General features: G+C 38.8%; 14 protein-coding genes, 1 tRNA gene and 2 pseudogenes. 3 read left to right on the plus strand and 14 right to left on the minus strand.

The genetic code is table 11. The features are described 5' to 3' along the window. The 9 genes and pseudogenes from QZZ43_RS14115 to QZZ43_RS14155 form a co-directional block, all read right to left on the minus strand. Nucleotides 1-449 (minus strand): hypothetical protein (locus QZZ43_RS14115; protein WP_291860673.1); only part of this gene is annotated, 449 nt, incomplete at its 3' end. A gap of 398 nt (nt 450-847) precedes the next feature. Next, nucleotides 848-2,106: pseudogene (locus QZZ43_RS14120) on the minus strand (IS4 family transposase). A 223-nt stretch (nt 2,107-2,329) separates the two neighbouring features. Continuing rightward, the gene (locus tag QZZ43_RS14125) at nt 2,330-3,133 is read right to left on the minus strand and encodes a hypothetical protein (protein ID WP_291860676.1); all 804 of its coding nucleotides are present in this window, start codon (nt 3,131-3,133) and stop codon (nt 2,330-2,332) included. 93 nt (nt 3,134-3,226) lie between these two features. Next, a complete protein-coding gene (locus QZZ43_RS14130; RefSeq protein WP_291860678.1) occupies nt 3,227-4,717 on the minus strand; it encodes a serine hydrolase in 1,491 nt (496 codons plus the stop codon). Between the two features lie 155 nt (nt 4,718-4,872). Continuing rightward, nucleotides 4,873-5,775 carry a helix-turn-helix transcriptional regulator gene (locus QZZ43_RS14135; RefSeq protein WP_291860681.1) on the minus strand — a complete coding sequence of 301 codons (903 nt, stop codon included), beginning with the start codon at nt 5,773-5,775 and terminating at the stop codon, nt 4,873-4,875. Nucleotides 5,776-6,925: 1,150 nt separating this feature from the next. Then, nucleotides 6,926-7,732, minus strand: a complete 807-nt coding sequence (locus tag QZZ43_RS14140; RefSeq protein WP_291860683.1) for a hypothetical protein — start codon at nt 7,730-7,732, stop codon at nt 6,926-6,928. Then, nucleotides 7,722-8,303 (minus strand): heavy-metal-associated domain-containing protein, encoded by a 582-nt coding sequence (locus tag QZZ43_RS14145; RefSeq protein WP_291860686.1) that lies wholly within the window; start codon nt 8,301-8,303, stop codon nt 7,722-7,724. The genes QZZ43_RS14140 and QZZ43_RS14145 overlap by 11 nt, the downstream gene beginning before the upstream one ends. 238 nt (nt 8,304-8,541) lie before the next feature. Beyond that, nucleotides 8,542-8,913, minus strand: coding sequence for a hypothetical protein (locus QZZ43_RS14150; protein WP_291860689.1), 372 nt, complete (start codon nt 8,911-8,913; stop codon nt 8,542-8,544). Nucleotides 8,914-9,355: 442 nt separating this feature from the next. After that, a tRNA-Pro gene (locus QZZ43_RS14155) sits at nt 9,356-9,431 on the minus strand. 204 nt (nt 9,432-9,635) lie between these two features. Here QZZ43_RS14155 and QZZ43_RS14160 point away from each other — a divergent pair. Beyond that, nucleotides 9,636-10,307 (plus strand): flavin reductase, encoded by a 672-nt coding sequence (locus QZZ43_RS14160; protein ID WP_291860692.1) that lies wholly within the window; start codon nt 9,636-9,638, stop codon nt 10,305-10,307. 87 nt (nt 10,308-10,394) lie between these two features. Then, entirely contained in the window at nt 10,395-11,624 is a 1,230-nt protein-coding gene (locus QZZ43_RS14165; RefSeq protein WP_291860695.1) for a hypothetical protein, read from the plus strand. Nucleotide 11,625: 1 nt separating this feature from the next. Here QZZ43_RS14165 and QZZ43_RS14170 read toward each other — a convergent pair whose 3' ends face one another. The 4 genes from QZZ43_RS14170 to QZZ43_RS14185 form a co-directional block, all read right to left on the minus strand. Beyond that, complete coding sequence (locus QZZ43_RS14170; protein ID WP_291860698.1) at nt 11,626-12,531, minus strand: patatin-like phospholipase family protein; 906 nt, start codon at nt 12,529-12,531, stop codon at nt 11,626-11,628. Between the two features lie 491 nt (nt 12,532-13,022). Then, nucleotides 13,023-13,214, minus strand: a complete 192-nt coding sequence (locus QZZ43_RS14175) for a hypothetical protein (protein WP_291860700.1) — start codon at nt 13,212-13,214, stop codon at nt 13,023-13,025. 229 nt (nt 13,215-13,443) lie between these two features. Then, nucleotides 13,444-13,725 (minus strand): hypothetical protein, encoded by a 282-nt coding sequence (locus tag QZZ43_RS14180; protein ID WP_291860704.1) that lies wholly within the window; start codon nt 13,723-13,725, stop codon nt 13,444-13,446. Between the two features lie 383 nt (nt 13,726-14,108). After that, nucleotides 14,109-15,389, minus strand: coding sequence for a S28 family serine protease (locus QZZ43_RS14185; protein WP_291860708.1), 1,281 nt, complete (start codon nt 15,387-15,389; stop codon nt 14,109-14,111). 91 nt (nt 15,390-15,480) lie between these two features. Between QZZ43_RS14185 and QZZ43_RS14190 the strand changes: the two genes are divergently transcribed. After that, a complete protein-coding gene (locus QZZ43_RS14190; protein WP_291860711.1) occupies nt 15,481-16,515 on the plus strand; it encodes a DUF4097 family beta strand repeat-containing protein in 1,035 nt (344 codons plus the stop codon). Between the two features lie 88 nt (nt 16,516-16,603). On the opposite strand, the pseudogene QZZ43_RS14195 reads toward QZZ43_RS14190, so the two are convergent. After that, nucleotides 16,604-19,401: pseudogene (locus tag QZZ43_RS14195) on the minus strand (hypothetical protein); the annotation flags it as partial.

A 19,401-nucleotide genomic window follows, 5' to 3' on the forward strand; every position in this document is an offset into this window, starting at 1 on the left:
TGTCCCTTATTGTCTGTAACAAATCCGAACCACCAGTCCGTAGAAGGTGATGAGGGAATCGCAACCATAAGTATTTTTTCTCCGTCCGGACTGAATTTTCCTACCCCGTGGGCCTTCCAATTATAGGTATTGGTATCAATGAGCAGAACCGGATTTGTGCCATCAATGTCGTATAGCCATAATTCTGCATGTTCGTAATCGGTTTGATCTATGCCAGTGGCAATATCCGACCGGTAAGTAATGAATTTCGTATTCTGCTGATTGACAAAAACCCACCAGAAATTATAATCAGGTTCATCAATCACTTGGGTGGGGTTGTTTCCGTTAGCATCACTTTTATAAAGTTGATAAGAACCTGTTTGGTTACTGAAATACATCAACACCTCAGAATTTTGCCCGTATAAAATTGGCGAAAGTAGAAGAAAGAATAAAATCATTACTTTTTTCATGGTGATCTCAGTTGAATATTATTCGCATTTAAGTTTGGTTAAACGTTCCGGAAATATGCGCTTGGGGGTAGCCTTCTGACCCACTGTGATTTCATAAGTTTAAACGTATGCGACCGAGTATATCAAACATCTCAATATGCTTTGGATGCCACGGCTGGCGTATACAGATTGTTGCCTGCTGCTTTTAATTTTGTCCGTTGGGGATTTTCTAATGGAGAGTTGTTTCATTTGGTATTGGGTTTCGGTTTTAATTCGATATTAAATTTTCGGTTCTTAAAAATAGAAATTTTCTGCCAGAATCGTTTCTCAATCCGTTCGTTATTTTCAAACAATGCGATATTATAAATCACTTTCATCCGAAAGTTTTTTGAAATAGGGCAAAAAAGTGCTGTGTCCCTTTATCCATTGAGCGACAACTGCTTGTGTTCAGAAAAAAAGTCGGGTGAAAGTGGTATTTTCATTTGCTTGCTCTGTTTTATTCTTTTTGCACCTTCGCACATAATATTGCACACATAATCAAGTGATAAACAAAAACATAGACTCATTTGTATTTTTTCAACAAAATTTGAGAATGCAGGTAGTTTTTTTGCAATAGTTCTTCTAATAAGTTCCAGTAGTAAATAAGTTATCAATGCGATGTAGATTTGTGATTTTACCGCATTTTCACTTGTCCCTACAAACGTTTTCACCTGCAAGTTCTGTTTTAAAGCTTTAAAAAAGAGTTCAATATCCCATCGTTTCTTGTAAAGCTCAGCTATGGTCAAAGCATCCCATTCCAATTGATTGGTTATGATCTCGATAATTTTGTTTTCATCTTCTTTGTAAACATGCACAAGTCTTAATTCCTGATCATAAATTCCACAATCCTTAGCCTTTTGTGATGTCAATCGGATAATTTCATCTTTTACAATATGTTCATTTTCTCCATCGGGCAGGTCAATTTCTTCCACGGTTTCATATACTGTATTGCATTTTATCCTTGTAACAAAGGTATTTTGAGCAGCAATCCGGTTCATCATTAAAGTGAAATCAAAACATCCTCGATCCTCGACAATTATCGTATTCTGAGGGAAAACTAACTGCTCTAAACCATAACGATCATGCACTTTGGCCTCGCTGATATTAACCACGTCAGGCAGCATAAATTCAACGTCCAAGCAGGTATGGATTTTCACCCCTCCTTTAGCTGTCCGAAATTTTGCCCAGTCAAACATGGCCAAGCATAGTGTTATCGTTGAGCTATCTATTAGTTTTATGCTTTTGCCTTTGACCTCTTCTATGACAAAGCTTTGATGATGCTTTCTAAGTATGCTTTAATAGTACCTCAGTAGTTTGTAATAAAGACTCTCGAAAACACGCCAGTCTCGTTTTCTATTTCCACCAGTCATAGTAGATCGAGCCGGACTTTGTTTGAGTCCCAAGTCTGATATGAATATTTCACTTACTCCTATTCCGGTTGAAATATCACTCAATGTATGACACTTATACAGCTGTCCGTAAGTTAGGCCACAAATTGATCATAAGTTTTATATTTACTGCAACCTTTATCGGTCTTGTAAGTATTGGTTCAATTGTCGAATAACCAGCGGGGAACTAGATTTATGATTTGTCGAATTATTGGTTTGTTGGTATTTTTGTTTCGCCTGAAGAGTCCCATATATAAATTGTTTTTGTGGTGAAAACAAAAATATTGGATTCTTCGGGCTTTTAAAAATTAAGACTTTCGGATGACAGTGATGTGAAATACATAATGCTGTAATTTTAAGTGAAGGTAAACACATATATAATTTCCAGAAAAAAACCTAAACAAAAGGGAGTTGACCAATGTGTGAAAGATGCACAGGCGAAAAAATTCAAAAAACCGACACTTACTCAATTTTTCAGCGACGCTTTACAGGTACATAAAAATCATTCGCAGTAAGTTTGCATCTTTGAGCGATACGTTTACAGAAAGCTAATTTGCCTAAATTGTAGTTGCGCGAGTCGGAACCAAAGGTAAATTTCAATCCTGCCTGTTTTGCTTTCAGGATAAAAGCAGCATGTGGTGTGTGTGCCATATCGTTGATCTCGATTGCAATATTGCGTATTTTAGCTGCTGAAATAATTTGATCCATTCTTTCTTCAGTCCATAGCTCATAATAGTCGCGTGCGATACAAACTGGCAAAAACAAGGGCCATGCAAAAACATTTACAGGCTCGTTGGTGAGTATTTCAAGAGCATAATCCATGTACCGTTTCATAAAGTCTTCAGTATTTTCTATGTAGGTGTCAAACTCCCAAATTTGCCAGGTTTTGCCATTTCCTTGTGGCACCATTTGCGGGTCCATTAAAATATAATCAACCTGAGACAGCAACTCTTTCGAGTAGTTTTTACTCCAACCAGGGTAGGTGGGTTGCAGTCCGATGTAAACCGGGTATTTACGTAAATGATTGATGTATTTTTTCAAATCACGATCGTCTTTTAACGCCCATGAAACAGGATGCTCCACAATCCCGAAATTTACACCTGTCCGGGTTCCAATTTCCAAAATTTTCTCAATCGTAAAATCGGGTGTTGTATGCACATGCAAATCGGTCAGCGGAAAATCATATTTTTTACTCGTTTCGCTTAAACCCATTGCGGGAAATGTCAGCAGTAACCCGGAAGCCATTGCCAATTTTTCAATAAAATTTCTTCGGTTCATCATTTTCAATTTTAAGAGATGCCGTACACCTAACCTGATTTATGCATAAATCAGGCTAAAACCAGTTAGCTATAAAAACGAATGTTTTTTGATTCAGAGTTCAATGTTGTTTATCAGGGCACTAATTATGTCTGCCACGATTTTTGCTGAAGGGCGACTATAGTTTGATAATACAACAAAAGTATATCCGTTGTCCAAATACATATTAAACTGAGCATTTACTCCACTGCCATCCCCTTTATGTGTAGCTATTTTACCGGCATCACCCTCTTCAATAAAAAATCCATAGCTATGAAATCCGGCATTCAGTTCCGGTCTGCCTTTGAATAAAAGCTCTGTGTTTTCAGCTGAAAGCAGTTTATTCGTCTTTAATGCAATATCAAATTTTAGAAAATCTTCAACGGTTGAATAAACACCTCCTGAAGGGCTTCCTCTCATAACTCTGGTAAACTGATGATTATCAAAAGTCACTTCCTCATTCTCATATATTTTAGTATAGCCCGTTGCGCGATTCTCTACCGGACGGTCCTTGTAAAACCCTCCCGTATTGTACATTCCTGACGGTTTAAAAATAAATTCATCGAGGTAATCAAAATAGGAATTCCCGCTTACTTTTTCGATAATCACCCCTAAAATGAGCATCCCACTATTACTATACATAAAACTTGTTCCCGGCTTAAAAGCAAGTTCATCGTCAGCAAGTAATATTTTGTAATCACTTAAGTCTCTAAAAACCGAGATATTATTCTGGGCATAAGCATCTTTGAAATAATCACCAAGGCCTGAAGTATGAGTTAACAGATGCTTAATCTGAATAATTGAAGCCACTTCAGGTTTCAGCCATTCGGTTCCCACATATTTATCCACGTAGTCGTCATAGGATAGTTTTCCCTGTTCAACCAGCTGCATTACAGCAAGTCCTGTGAAGATCTTACCTACAGATGCTATGTTAAATTTCGTATTGGTTTTGTTTTTAATCTGATATGATTTGGATGCATCCCCAACAGCTTCATTAAATATCCGTACTCCATTTCTGGAAATTAATACGGCACCGGAGAATTCGTCATCTTCCTTCAATTTTTTCAGGCCGTAATTGACCTTCGCCAACATCTCTTTTTCGGTTAATTTTGGAGGTTGTTTAAATCCTTCCTTTGCATTTATCGGTTCTGTTTTTATAAACCAATTAATAGTAAACGATGTAGTATCGGCTACAGGAATTTGCAGATTTACATAGGATTCTGTGAGTTTATTATACAAATCGGCTGACACGGTGTTTGAATCAGATGAATTAACCTGCATAAGTTCATACCCTAATCCACCGGTCTGATAATAAAACTCCATATTCAAGCTTACCACCAAAGATAATGGTGCCAGCTTCAATACATTGGCCCCAAAGTTTTCGGAGATAAAAGTACCCATATGCGCTCGGTTGCCAGAATTCACAGCTTTAATAAATGAGGTAATCAATTCTTTTGAACCGAATTCCTGTTTTTGACTTGTTGGTTTACTGATACTTTCAAAAGTAAAACAAAGCATAAATGTAAGAACTAAACCTACTGAAATGCTATTTCTTTTATGAATCATAGTATCCATTTTAAGGTTTATTTTTTTTCAATTCATACGGGTAAGCCCTTTATTTCAGGTGAATTTTATCTGTCAGTCTCATGATATTTTTTTTTCAAATTTGGAAACATCTGAACCAACCGGCAATAGACAAACAAAATAAAAAAGAGCACAAATCAAGTATTATATTTTCGGTAATGCACCGGCGTTTGCTCAACCAACCTTTTAAATAACCTGCTGAAATAAATATAATCAGCAAAACCCAATTCAAAAGCTATCTCTTTCATGGGTATGGATGTTGCCGATAAAAGATATTTCGCTTCATTAATAATCCGGTGATGAATGTATTCCTTGGCTGACATCTTAGATGAAGCGCGTACAATTTTATTCAAGTGGTTTGGATGGACTGAAAGTAAAGTAGCATAGAATTTCACTTCCCTTGTCTTTTTGAATTTCGCCTCTACAAAATCCACAAATTTATCAAATATGCAATTTGCATTTTTCGCAATGGCCTTGTTATTAACAAATTCCTTTTGGTAAATGACTATTAATTCTGAAAGTTTTAATATAAAAATTTTTCTATCTCCCGGCTCAATGGCGTTCTGTAAAAGTTTTAATTCTTCGAACAAAGTCTGAACTTTTTGTGAGGTAAACTTATTAAAGGGTCGGTAAGGAATTGTTGACAATTTAAAAAGGGTCGGTAATTGTAAAAATGTAACCGGAAAATGATGTTCTTCAAAAAGAGACTCGTTAAAAGACAGCATGTAACCCGAAGTATCTAAACTCCATTTATTGGTAGAATGAATAATGTTTTTGGGAAATATGAGCCCTAAGTTCGGATGAATTCTAAAACGATGGTTTCCTATTATTTTCTCACCACTACCATTTTTGATAAACGCAAGGATATTGTGGGAAATCCTGTTTGGAGGCATTATTCCTTCAAATTCATTTACCAAATCATGAATGCTATGAAGCTGAAAACTAAAATCAATTTTTAATGATTCGTCAAGGTCGACGATGGTTTTTATTGAACCTTTTCTTAAAACACGACCGTAATCTGTTATGATTTTTGATTCCATGTTTCTTTGAAAATTGGGTGCTTCGGCTAATTCACTATTTACTAGATTTACTAAGGTACCCGTTTTTTTTAATTGACCAACAGCGTCGAAAGAAGTTTTTTTGAATGACTATTGGTAACAGTTTTCTGTCATTTCTATCTGCCCATTCAACTTTAACGAAATGCCAGAACAATTATTAATACAATCATAACTAAAAAAAAATAATTCAGGCTCTTTTCTTTCCTCACAATTTTAAAATAGCTGAATCGAAGCATCTTTCACTTTACTGTTTTTCATAGAGCGTGCTTTTCTCGTACAATTCTTAATACAAGCACAGCAAGAGATACATTTCCACTTATAGTATAAATAGCATCCACAGAGCATACCTCAACACACTTTTCATATTGTTCGCATCTACCACTCACATATAGATAGTCTACAATCCAAAGCCTGGTAACACCGAAGTATGGATATTTACCTGAAAAAAACTATTGATAAGTCTGATAATAACATACAACGTTAAGAAAGAGGTAGTTTGAATGATGGCTTTTGTTCAAGCATTTCCAGTCTTGGTTTGAGCGTACTTTTTCGGATAATGATGTCTTCAGGCAAGAATGAAATAGATCCCCAGGGAAAGCCCTAAGTAGGACAAGTCAGGGGCGGCTCATTGGTTTGTAAAGACCACAAAATCTGTTCTTTTCGTTCATACCGAAAAAAGTAAGATTTTCTGGTTCGACCTTCTTTAATAAATCCTTATTCCTTATTTCCATCCAATTGGGTTACAACGCCTCTGTGCTCTTTATCCATATAGGTTTAACGATGGGTTGAGTGATAGAGATGAGGATTTGTTATTGAATCGGATAGGTTATCAAACAGGATTCCCAAAGCACAATGTTAGATATTCTGTTCACGAAAATGCAATGTTCACGTTTTGTAAACAAAGATTTTTTGTGAACAAATAAGCTTTTAAGTATTACTTAAATCTTCCAAAGTTTCATAAAGTTACAATTGCAAGTCTGCATCACCTGAACGTTGGTTTTATGCCATTGACGAGTAAAACCTCGCCTTTGTGTGATTGTGGGCTTATTTCTTTTTTAAAGAGTAAAATAAGGCCTGCCAACATTCTGACAGACCTTTCGAGGCTTACATATAACCCAAATACTTCACAATGCTAAAACATAAACCTCAATCCCAAAATCACCCGGTTCCCCGCTTGCAATCTTTCAGATTGAGAATTATTAATCGCAATTTGATACAATCCCTCAATTTTGAGATGAGGGGAAACAAACTGAAGACCCGGCGATACATATCCTGAAATATTTGATTCTCCAGTTGCCGGGTTATTGTTAATCAATGAAAACTCCTGAACGGGCGACATTATCCAGTTTTCCAGGCCTGGTAGCAGGATGTTTCGCGAAATGGCCAGGTTCATTTGAAATACCTCTACTGTTGCCTCTTTATCGTTTGCGTTGTAATTGACCCATTCGTATTCATTGTTGAGATCAAACGACCAGAGTCCGGGACGAAATGACGCATTTACACCAATTACCGGACTAATTGTTTTTGCAACAGAGTTTTTCAGAACAGGGAGTGTAGTACCTATAAAACCAGCTACTCCCAGTGAGTAATGCCGGGTGTTTTTGCGGAATAACTTCATTTTCCCCAGAAGAAAGGGATCCAAAAAGCGGTTGTCCATCTTCATTATTGTTTCATTGGTAACCACATTTCTATATGCATTGCGCATCATAATAGTGACATCGGGAGTTAAACCATAGGCCACCACCAATGGCATCATGTGCATCCGAATTTCCTCACCTCCCATTCTATTAATAATGTTTCTGTACTGAAGGCGAACTAAAATTCGGTCCTGAGCCGGCGTAAGACCTGCATCCACACTGATACCTTCTGCCCTGGAATGCAATCCCCAGGTCATTAAAATAACTGCTAGCAAGAAAAAACGGATTACTTTATTCTTCATTTTTGGAAGGATTTAGTTTCTTGCCTGGAGTAAAATTGGCTTTTTTTATTCGCTTTTCTATTTCTTTGTCAGACACAGAGGCTCCAGATTCCAATACAACAGAGACCTGCTTTTTTTGGAAACTGGCTGTTGAGCTGTCAACCCCCTCGATTTTGTTCACCTGCTTTTCCAGGGCAGATTGACAGCCAGGACAATCCATGCCAAAAACCTCGTAGTGAACAACTTGTTGCTCATTATTTGTTATTCGATCGTACTTACAGCAACCAGGAAGTTTTTCATAAACATCATCCGGTGCTTTATTCATATTCGTGTCGTGGCCGACCTTGACAATAGCCATGTGGATATGGTGAATGTTGGTTTTTCCTTCATCATAGGTAACAATCATCATTCCGGTTTCTTTATTCCAATCCGAACTGGTGACTCCCTCTACAGAGTTTGCGGCTTTTTCAATGCGGATTTCGCACATACCACAATTCCCTTTTACTTCAAATTTTTCTGTTTTGCTTTGCGCAAAAGTGGCAACCACTGCTCCAATCATCAGCAGGATTAATAATATTGTTTTACGTTTCATAATGCTTTCGTTGTTTTTTAATACAATGCTTAATAATTATTCTGGGAGGCGAATTCTTGGTGCATATAACTAAAAAATGCCAAAGGGATAAATGGCTGAAAGCTATTGGGATATTGGTACAAACAGCAAAGATTACGGTGCATCTATAAGCAACGTGCATTCGTCTGTTTCAAATGAAATCAGATCTTAACCGGCAAAGCACCATGATAGCAGAATTCGCTTTTAAGGGAAAATTTAATCACAAACGGTAAACCTGGAACAAAGCCAGGCGCGTTGTCATATTGTGAAACGACAAAAAGGTGAGTGCAATATTAGAATTGAAGCGTTTTTCGGGTGTTTTTATGTCTATATCCGTTGATGCATTATCAAGAATGGCTGCGAAAAGGCATTCAGAAATCGAGTTTGAGACAGGAGTCAGAAAGTCGTTTTTTACCTGTAGAAACTCTGCCTCTGTCTTACAACACGGTTCGAGGTCGCAGCAGGGATGTTCCCCACTTAATTTAACAGAGATGAGATCGTGGTCACAATAATGCTTAGATATGGTAACCCCGGTTGTTGAAATCAACAACAAAATGACCATAATGATATTTGTGACGGATTTAAGCATCATTTCATTTAATTAATATGCATCTGCATCAAAAACACATTGAAGATGTAATGCGAAAATAGGTTTAATGTTTATTAATATAGCAACCACCTTAAAAAAAGGTTTACACATATTTCAAAAATCTGGTGATTTTCTTTCGAATTATCTTATAAATCACACTTGAATAAGGGCTTCAACGTTTAGGCCTATTTATTGAATCTATTCTAACCTGGATAATTCATAAATAATTTTTTCCAATTTTCAACGACTTGCGAAATACCAGCGTTCTCAATAAGATTGCATAGGAAATAATTACCAGTGGTGGTAATTGTCTTAATGGTTTTATTGAACTCACAAATAGGCTCATTTCATATGATATGCTTGCAGACATAATAATACCCGAATGTTACTCCCACAACAAAAAAAGGGTTAGCACAAACAGTGCTAACCCTTTCATTTTCAATAGTCGGGATGAGAAGATTCGAACTTCCGACCCCTCGCCCCCCAGACGAGTACTCTAAACCGGACTGAGCTACATCCCGAAAATTGTTTGTCTTATTTTTTAAGACGGTGCAAAGATAACCAAAATGAAAGTCTCTGCAAGCCTTGCCGACTAAAAAATGTGTTTTTTTTGAGGCAGATAAAACAACATCTTTGATTTTAAAAAAGTTACAATTTCATTTTTTCATAAAAACAACAGTTCAAAATAAACATTATCTTTACGTTTAAACGAAAACCCGTTTATCATGATTAATGTAGAAGCTTTCAAAAGAATGTCATACGGCCTATATGTGGTCTGTTCGGGCAATCAAAACCAAGGCAACGGTTATATTTCGAACAGTATTTTTCAGGTAACTGCCCAACCGGCGCAAATTGCCGCCTGTTGCCACAAAGACAATTTTACTGCAAAAATAATCCAGAAAACAGGCAGTTATTCTATTTCAATTCTTCACAATGAAGCTAAAACCTCGGTGATTGACAAGTTTGGTTATCAAAGTGGAGCAGACATCGACAAACTAAAAGGGATGAATGTAGAGTATGGAGGAACCGGCGTACCAATTTTGCTCAACGAAGCCATCGCATGGATAGAATGCAAAGTCGTAAAGACCGTTGATGTCGGAACCCACCTAATGTTTATCGGTGAAGTACTGCAAACTGAATTACTGGACAAATCTAAACAGGCGATGACCTACAACGAGTTCAAAGAGAATAAACAACGAACGGCCCCACCCAATGCACCTACCCACATAGAAGAATCAAAAGCTTCAAAGGCTGAAAAATCAGGCGGAAAATACCAATGCCAACAATGCGGATTTGTGTATGAAAACAACAAAGAAGACAAACCATTCGAGGAGTTACCGGATGACTGGACATGCCCGGTTTGCGGTGCGCCAAAATCAGCATTCGAGGAAGTTTGAAAATTTAATTACCCGGTTCCTCTTCCCCTAAGGACCGGGTTTTCTGATTCATGGAAATAGTTTTGTAGTTTTGCACAAAATTTCCTGATGAAATCCAGACTTTTCTATTTCAATCCGACCAACGAGATGGCCATTGCCAACGGCGAAGTTTCTTACATGCCCCCAAGGCACCTGCATCACTTTGAAATGGATATGACTGCTCTCCCCTGGCTTTTGGGCACAGAGAATGATTTTGTACTGGCCAGACAAAAAGAAGGGAATTCAATAAGTCACCTGGAGCAATTTGACTGGGGACTTCCCACGTTAGTTTCATCACCCGATGAGCTTCCTGCAATTGCACAAAACAACCTTTGGTTTTCACCGTGGGGATGGAGTCCTGCCGTTTACCGACATTTCCGACCCTATCTTCCATTCAGTCATCCTCAATGGGATTCTCATCCATTTGCCAAATGGGAAAAGAGATTGGCAGAGACTCTGAGCCGTGAAACCAGCTATTTGCTGCTGAATGCTGTTACCAGGATTAAAAATGCCAACCCGGAAGAATACGCTTTAATCAGCCTTCCGGAGATGCCCATGGAGATTTACGATGAAGAAAACCTTCCGGACATACTCAGAAATTCTTCTCCTCCTCTGATAGTAAAAACACCATTCAGCGCCTCAGGCCGGGGTCTTTTTAGAATACGCAATCAGGAAGATGCCCCGGAAAAATCGCAATGGGTAAAAGGGATGTTGAAAAGACAGGGGAAAATATACGTTGAAAAAATGCTTAACAAAATTCAGGATGTCTCATTCCAGTTTTATATGAACAAAGAGGAGATAACATTCCTGGGGCACAATTTTTTTTACACAGAGCCGTCGGGCCAGTTTGCCGGATGCGCCATTGGAGAACCAGAAACCCCCTCTGCCCTTTTCAGGGATCAACAGATGATATATGAAGCCATAGCACAGGCGTCTGAACTCTTACAAGAAGGGATGAAAAAAATAACGCTGAACCACAGATATACAGGACCGGCAGGCGTCGATGGTATTTTCATTGAGGATGAGCGCAGCAGGTTAAAACTTCAGCCCTGCCTGGAAATAAATTTAAGATACAACATGGGATATGCCAATGTGCTTCTCAAGCAAAAAATGCACCCGCTTGCAAAGGGAACTTGGAAAACCGGCATATTTGCAAAAGAAGGATGGCAGGAGTTCTGTGAAAACGAAGCTAAAAAAAATCCGGTAAAAATGCTCGATGCCAAGCCCATAAAAGGTTTCATCCCTTTGGTAAATCCATCCGTAAAAAAACTTTTTGGAGCCTGGCTACACCTCAAATAACTCAGGCTTTTGTTTCCTGTTCTTCAATTCTATCTGTTTTAAGCACCGGAGCCAATTCCTCTTCAATAAGCTTCATCGTGGCCTTGTACCCCACCTCAACCAGGTCGTCGATGCGGTCAAAGTCAAAAAATGAAAATTTCTTCATCTCCTCCGGTTCGATCATAAAATCACACAATTTCCGACTTTCAACGACATTTTGTTCAATTCCCAGACTAAAAGCCCGTTGCGCAACACCTTTCATGCCTTCAATTTTATCTACGGGGCCATTGTAATTTACGTGTACACCAATCAAGGTTTGACACTTATCTTTGATAGAAGCCGAAGGAAGATTGTCAAACAATCCACCGTCAATATAGGTCTTTCCATCAATTTCCTGAGGCAAAATAATAACCGGAACCGAGCAGGAAGCCAACACAAAATCAATAAGTGGTCCTTTCTCCCCTTTCACCTCGTTTTGGCCGTCGGTTATGTTTGCAACAGAAAGATAAAAAGGCTTTTTTAAAGACGAAAAATCATCTTCAGGAATTTTATCTTTGAGAATATTCTTTATGGCATCCAATTCAAAAAAACCATTTTGTCCAAAGCGGAGTGAAACCAAATTGAAAATCTTGTCTTTCTTGACAATTTCCAGAATTTGGTCAGCACTGTATCCGGCAGCATAAAGAACCCCCACCAAAGAGCCCATACTTGTTCCGGAAATAATATCGGGCGACATCCCCTTTTCATCCAAGGCTTTGAGCACCCCGATATGAGCAAATCCTCTGGCACTCCCCCCACTTAGTGCAATACCAATATCATGGGCATATTTATTTTTAGGAGAAACACGGTTTTGTTCAGAGACCTTAGCGTCCTGCCTTTTTTCATCAATTCTGCCAGCATCTTTGCCCAACCAATTCAACCATCCCATATCTGTAATTTTATTAAAGTGGAATTCCAATTACCAATAGTCCCTTAAAAGGCCTAAACTCAAAGGCACAAAGTTTTAATCTCAGAGATTTGAACCCAACTCTTATTGCCTTGAAAATATTTTGCAATCGGCATTTGCAGTGGTTTTGCTGAGTATTGAAATACAAGATCATTAGATTTACAGAAATGTGTAAGTAATAGAACTCAAATAATGATGAGATTAAAAACTTCAAAAAATGAACCCTTGCAAATACCCAATTAACTTACAACTTCTTTCACAACAACAATAACAAACTATTGTGGATAATATAATAATACCCTGTTACCGAGATAGAATTGAGAATGTTTCACTGAGGATATCAAAGCAATCTTTTCTCAAAACTAATGATTTCCCGTTTACCAGTGATAAAAATAAAAAAAAAGGGAAAACAAACCATTTGTTATTCCCTTTTTTATCAAACCTGTAAAAAAACGTTTCAAGATCACCCTTAATTAAAGAGTGTACAACAGCAATGCAGAGTATGTATTAACCCCCTGACTGGAATGCGACGCATACTTGACCTCCAAAATTCGATCAGAAGTAATATTCTCCTCCTGCAAAAATGAATTCATCTGATCATCAAGAGACATATCGTAATCATCCAGTCCTGTGTACTGAAAGTGTTTAGTAAATACTTTTTTCATAAATATATTAAATTAAGAAATTAAACCATTTTGTTTTTCAAACTGTGTAATTCGGAAATCAAACAGCTTAATTTCTTCTACGCAAAAAAGTGCTTTTTGATACAAAAAAGCACTACTAACACGGCATTAATTTTGACTAACGAATATAATTCGTTGCTGTATAGCGTTTTTAAAGCAAAAAAGCCGAACACGATGCTGTGCCCGACTTTCAGAAACATTAAAACGTTAATTATTTTAAATTATTGACAGTTTCGACCAGTTCGCCGAACTTCTTATTCATTTCAGATCTGAGGTTCCTAAAGAAAGCCTTGATTTTCTTTGGATCAGCTTTTCCATCAGGATGGTTAACTTTAGCAATCAATTCATCTCTGAAATTGATGGCGTCCGTAACTACTTTTTTAAAATCATCCTCCTTAATTTTTTCAAAGATCATTTTGCGAACATAAGCCTCTGTCACAATTTCAGAAGCAAGAAAGTTTATGTCTTTTTTTAAATCGCGAATGCTTGCCATATTTGTTTTTTTTTAAGATTCTACTTCAAATTTAGTTGTTTTTTGGAAGCCAAACAACAATCGTATTGAATTTTGGGTTTTGGTTAATTTCGTGACGTCACCTGAAAATAGTATTACACTATATTTTTCTACAATGATAAGCAAATATCGATTCTTTAATCACAAAATAACGAACATTCATAAAAGAATAAACCCATTTAGGCACTATGAAGGATCAACGAACTGATATTTGTTTAAATTTGTGTGTGTCAGAAAGTGCTTGTGCTTTTTTTAACCCAAAAAGCGCAGCCTGACCCAAGTAACCCATGTTCAAAAAGAAAAAGACGACCCAAAACGTTGGGCCGTCTTTTTTACTTTACAGGATGCAGGTTCACGGTTTCCCTTTATTCCAACCACTCTTTCAGTTGATTTAAAATCTGTGTCTTTAAAGAGTCTGGTAAATTATTAATTCGTGTACGATGTGAGCCTCCGGGTTTTTCAATTTTCAATACGTTACTAAACCCCTCAGGGTCAAGAGATGTTGCACTCCAGGGGTCATTCTCCCCGGTTATTACAATCATCTCAGGGTCAATCTGTATAAGCTTTTTCAAAATTCCGGCAGAAACGGCTTCTTCAAAAGTTAATTCCTCCACATCAGGAGCCATAAACCTGTTGGAAAGGGTATCTTCTTTCACTTCATTCAACCAGTCTTTAAAAGGAACAGCCAAATAAGGATAATACCCTAACTCCCTGTATGCCTGATAGAAAAAAGGACTAATTTCTTTCCATTGCTGGTCAGAGAAATAGCCAATATCACTCCCCTGATACAAATGAGCAAAAAGGATTTCCGCATCGGCGCCCGAGTCGGGAATATCATCCACAGGTCCTCCCCATTGCCAAAGGCTGAAAGGATATTCCAGAACAGCCAGTTCAAAAGCACGCTCTTTCCCCATTCTGAAGGTGTACCCTTTCTGTTTAATCAAATCATTAAACCAGGGCATCAATTCATCCTTACGTTTCAAAACTTCCTTTTGAAATTCGGCAATTCGTTGCCGTTGATCCGGAGTTCCAACCTGGTCAAAAAATTCTAACAGACGCCTATCGTCACGTTCCAAATTGAACGGAGCCACATAAGAGACCGTAACATCTACATCATTAGGGAAAAAAGCCCGGTGAATCATTGCCGTTTGTCCGCCTTTGCTAATGCCAGTGTTGATCCACTTCCCCCTATAAAATTCCTTTAAAGTCTTCACAATACGATGGTGATCCATGGCCGCCTGCTCCACGGTAAGGTATTCCCATAACATAGAATCAGGCACGGACTTGCCAAAATATCGGTGCTCCACAACAACCTGATTGGCTTCCAGCAATTGAGCAAGTTCTGAAGTGAAATTCTGTGGAGCCATATATCCTTCAGTGATCAGGACCACAGGTGCCTCCGGTGATTTATGGGATAACCACACTCTTTGTTGAAAGAAACCTTTTTCGGGATGCTGATGGTCCAGTGGTTGTTTCACCCATATCAGCCATGCTTTTGAATACATTGAATCGGGTTCAATTTCCTCAAACGAAGAAATAACTGGACGAGATACAACAAAATCACCGACAGATTGCCATTTGACACCACAAAAAGTAAGAATACCGGAAACTACCAGTAGAATCGAGATTCGTAAAACTTTTGTCATATTATAAGGATAAATGAATTCATTCAGGACTGCTAAATTACATCAAAATGTTTTTCTTTGTAATGATATAAGTTAATAAAAAAATGGAATCATGAAGCAACTTTCTACACTATTTGTTTTGTTCTTTCTTTTCAGTTTGGTCTCATTGGCAGCACCATTAAAAGAAGTTCACCGCTCAACAAAAAACTTCAACAACATCAAATCCATTGAAGTTAAAGGAGATTTTTGTAAAGTCATACTGAAACCTTCTGCAACCGACGGCGTCATTGTCAATAGTTTTATTGAAGCCTCCAAAGATATGGAAGGTTTTGAAATAAATGACCAAACGGAAGCTGGAAAACTTTTTCTTACTGTTGGTGTTCCTTCGGAGCATGTATCCACAAAATCTGGAGAGATAGAAATACAAGTCCCTACAGGCACAGAGATAAAAATTAAAACGGCATCGGGTTACATTGAAGCATCAGAAATAAAAGAGTGCCAAGTTGATGCGCATGCCTCGTATGGTCAGATAACTGCACAAAACGTTTCCGGCAAATATTCCCTAAAAACTTCAACCGGCGGAATCACCGTCAACGATCTGCAAGGCGAGTTGTCGGCCACATCGTCGAAAGGAGATATTGAATTATCGGACATTGAAACAAACACCACAGTGGTAACAGATGCCGGAGTACTAGTTTTAAAAAACATCAAAGGAAAACTAAATACACAGAGTAATACAGGCGACCAAACCATAACCAATCTGGATGGAGACCTGATGCTTAGAACTTCTACAGGCGAAATAACCCTCAACAACCTCAAGGGCTCAGTTGAAACTGCCAATGACGATGGAGATGTTTGGCTGACAGATATCGAAGGCACCCTGCGTCTGATATCAATTTCAGGGAATCTGGTGGGCAAAAACATTTTGCTGTCCGGAAATGCTTATTTCGAAACCACTAAAGGCCGCGTTGAGATGGAGTTCAGAAATAATCTGAATGAACTGTCCTTTGACCTGGCCTCCAACTATGGATTCCTTTACATACCCGGAAAATCCAAGAAAAAGAAACTGAAATCGGGCAATGGGCCCATCCTTGTTTCAACCTCAACCAACAATGGAGCTCAACGATTTACGCTGGTAAATGAATAACTCTTTAATTCTCACAGAAAAAATAAAGGCCGTTCCTTAAAAAATATGGGGAACGGCCTTTTTATATATCTCTCCAGAAACTCAGGAATTATTTTTTGTCATTTGGTTTTCCTGATTGTCCTTTGTTGGAGCTGTCACTCTTTTTACCTGAGGCTTGCTGTCCTTTGGGTTGTGAAGCTTTTGACTGCGAGGCAGCAGATTCCTTTGAACCATCCTTCTTACGACGTTCCAGCTCTTTGAGAACAGCGTATTTGGCAGCAGCAATGGTTTCCCGATTCACTTTTTCAGTGATCCGGCCTTTCATCAGGTCATCAAACTCAATGTAACCATCCATCAGCAACAATTGCGTGATCATATTATTAATCATTGTCTCGTCGCTGTATCCTTTGGCCTGATAGAGTTTTCCTGAATCCTCAAGAAACTCCTGAGCAAAATCCGGATAGTTGGGTAAGCTCATCAGTTCATTACAGGTTTCCCCGAAACTACTCAACTCAATGTTGAGGTTAGGAGTCACCAGCAACGGACTAAATTCTTCCTTCTTATCCTTAGGACAGAACATATTCACACCACTCATATCCACAGTGACAGTAGGGTCGTCCATTCTCACAAATTCAGCTTTCATCATCTTGTCCAACTGATAGAGGTAGAAATTATACCTCGACAGCTCATTGCTGCTCTGCCCGTTGGTAAAGATGTGATTGTATCTCTCGCGCACAATCCTTCTCACATGGTTCTTCTTATCGTTGATTTCGCTGCTATTGGCTCTAAGTTCCTTAATCAGGGTGGTCAAAGACTGGGCTGCTTTCTGTGGTCCCATAATCTCTTTACCTTTCTTCCCGATTTCGGTGGAAACAATACCACATTCAATTCTGGAACCTTCTCCTTTTCCATCGGGGCCACCACTCAGGACATCAATCAGCTGGTAACGCTGTTCAATCTGGTCATCCTGAGCAATAAATGGCTGTCCGGCCGGAGTACTGGCCAGTGAGTCGAAAACTGAACTAAAGATATTCCGCGAAAGGATTACGTCCTCTATCTGATCGTCCAATTCCACATGAGCGATGAAACGGTTCTTCACGATATCGAACTTTACATCAGTGACAAGCCACTTCTCCTTCTCAAAAGGAATTTTCTTTCCAACAAATATGAGATTCACAACCTTCTCAATATCAATTTTATCAATCATTTTGTAAGAAGAAGCCAGATAATACTTGCCGTTTTTGGGATCAATCTCCCAATCAAGCACATCGTCCAGATAGTTCCCATGCTGTGACAATACTTCAACAATATTTTTGTCAGCTGTGTAACGCGAGAGTGTACGTTGGAAATGCGGACCGTCCTGACTGGTTGCTTTCTCCTTACGCTCACCATGCGAATCGATGTAAAGCAGGAAATTTTCAGGGTTACTTACCCGCGTAATACCAGCTTCCTCTTTCGAATAGTTGTGAGCAGTAAGAATAATATCAATTTTATATGGCATCTGAATTTCACACAGGCCACTTATGGTGCTCCTGGAGTTCAGGTCTTCCACATTGCTGTCGGCACTACTTTCAAACAGATACTTGTAATACTTAATATATTCGGGATCGAAGTCGGTAACACGTGAGAAGTCACCCTCTTCGGTTCCAAATCCGTAAATATTACCCTCCTTGTCGCGGAATACATGGTACATATCGCCTGCCACGTTTTTGATAGAGCGAACGCCCGGCAGGTTCTGTTCCAGCCATTTGAGGGTAAGACCGGCCAGCATCTCCGATTTACCAACGCCACTGTCGCCATCCACTTCCACAACGAAGATAGAACCATCCTCCAGCTCAATAGCAAAAAGAGAGCCATGCTTGGGAATACCTCCCATCTCTTTCACCCGCTCATTCATCATGGTGAGCCAGGGTTTCTTCACATCACCAAAATAATCGGCTTCCTTGCGAAGCGGTGTTACCAGGGTTTTAATGTTTCCACGCGGGCCTTTGATATCAAAATAACCTACCTGAGGGAATGAAATTACCTTCTCCGGAGCTCCCAATAACAGGAATACGTCAGGCACAAAATTTTCGGCCTCTTCAAGTGAAATATCCTTATACTGAGTAAGTCGGAAGAAATCGGTCAGGTACTTAATGTAACCTTTCTGGAAAATAATAAGTTGAGTAACAACCCCGCTTTTCATTATCTTACAACGATAATCGTCCGGATCCATATTGGCGACAAATCGGGCGAGCCTGCGTTCAAAGAATTTAGAATCGGGCTTGGTCGAAAGCGCTTTAATGTAATCATTTTTCGACTTGGTGCGATTCATATCCAACAAATACATGGGCTCATCGTCTCCACGATCGATCTTATGGAACGGATATTCCCTTTTTTTGGCATCGGTAGATATTCGGGTATGTCGCTGTACCGACTGCTCGACTGAGATCACCCCACACTTGGTCATCACATCATTGATCCAGCTGAGAGAACCACCATTGAACTCTTTCAATGTTTTGTCCTTTATCTCAAAGTTTCGGTACAATGTAATTCCATGTTGAATCATCTGATTCACATCACTGTTCTGCCTTCTGAAATAGGTATCCAGAACCTTAATAAGTGTATGCGAGTATTTGTGATAATAATCCGTTCCTTTTGACAGATTCTGAAGCAAAATCAGGAACCCGACAACTTTATGGGTCACCTCGGCAAGGCGTGTCTCATCAACTTTAATATCTTTTTTGCGAAGGATATAGTTCATGATATCATCCACCTCCTGCGGAAGAATATCGGTCAGGATATTCTCGGTAAATATCTTCAAATCTGCATCATCAGTACTGTTGATGCGATCCTGAAGGAATTGCAGTTTGTTGGTAACCTGATGGAAGAAACTGTTATCGTTCTTCAGCAAATACAGGTAAAGTA

Origin of the sequence: Marinilabilia sp. (assembly GCF_016278715.1) — a bacterium.
GTDB lineage: Bacteria > Bacteroidota > Bacteroidia > Bacteroidales > Marinilabiliaceae > Marinilabilia.

Excerpts from the sequence above, each read along its gene's own strand:
- QZZ43_RS14125 (WP_291860676.1), bottom strand. The coding sequence starts at position 3,133 with ATGAACCGAAGAAATTTTATTGAAAAATTGGCAATGGCTTCCGGGTTA.
- QZZ43_RS14130 (WP_291860678.1), bottom strand. The coding sequence starts at position 4,717 with ATGATTCATAAAAGAAATAGCATTTCAGTAGGTTTAGTTCTTACATTT.
- QZZ43_RS14135 (WP_291860681.1), bottom strand. The coding sequence starts at position 5,775 with ATGGAATCAAAAATCATAACAGATTACGGTCGTGTTTTAAGAAAAGGT.
- QZZ43_RS14140 (WP_291860683.1), bottom strand. The coding sequence starts at position 7,732 with ATGAAGAATAAAGTAATCCGTTTTTTCTTGCTAGCAGTTATTTTAATG.
- QZZ43_RS14145 (WP_291860686.1), bottom strand. The coding sequence starts at position 8,303 with ATGAAACGTAAAACAATATTATTAATCCTGCTGATGATTGGAGCAGTG.
- QZZ43_RS14150 (WP_291860689.1), bottom strand. The coding sequence starts at position 8,913 with ATGATGCTTAAATCCGTCACAAATATCATTATGGTCATTTTGTTGTTG.
- QZZ43_RS14160 (WP_291860692.1), top strand. The coding sequence starts at position 9,636 with ATGATTAATGTAGAAGCTTTCAAAAGAATGTCATACGGCCTATATGTG.
- QZZ43_RS14165 (WP_291860695.1), top strand. The coding sequence starts at position 10,395 with ATGAAATCCAGACTTTTCTATTTCAATCCGACCAACGAGATGGCCATT.
- QZZ43_RS14170 (WP_291860698.1), bottom strand. The coding sequence starts at position 12,531 with ATGGGATGGTTGAATTGGTTGGGCAAAGATGCTGGCAGAATTGATGAA.
- QZZ43_RS14175 (WP_291860700.1), bottom strand. The coding sequence starts at position 13,214 with ATGAAAAAAGTATTTACTAAACACTTTCAGTACACAGGACTGGATGAT.
- QZZ43_RS14180 (WP_291860704.1), bottom strand. The coding sequence starts at position 13,725 with ATGGCAAGCATTCGCGATTTAAAAAAAGACATAAACTTTCTTGCTTCT.
- QZZ43_RS14185 (WP_291860708.1), bottom strand. The coding sequence starts at position 15,389 with ATGACAAAAGTTTTACGAATCTCGATTCTACTGGTAGTTTCCGGTATT.
- QZZ43_RS14190 (WP_291860711.1), top strand. The coding sequence starts at position 15,481 with ATGAAGCAACTTTCTACACTATTTGTTTTGTTCTTTCTTTTCAGTTTG.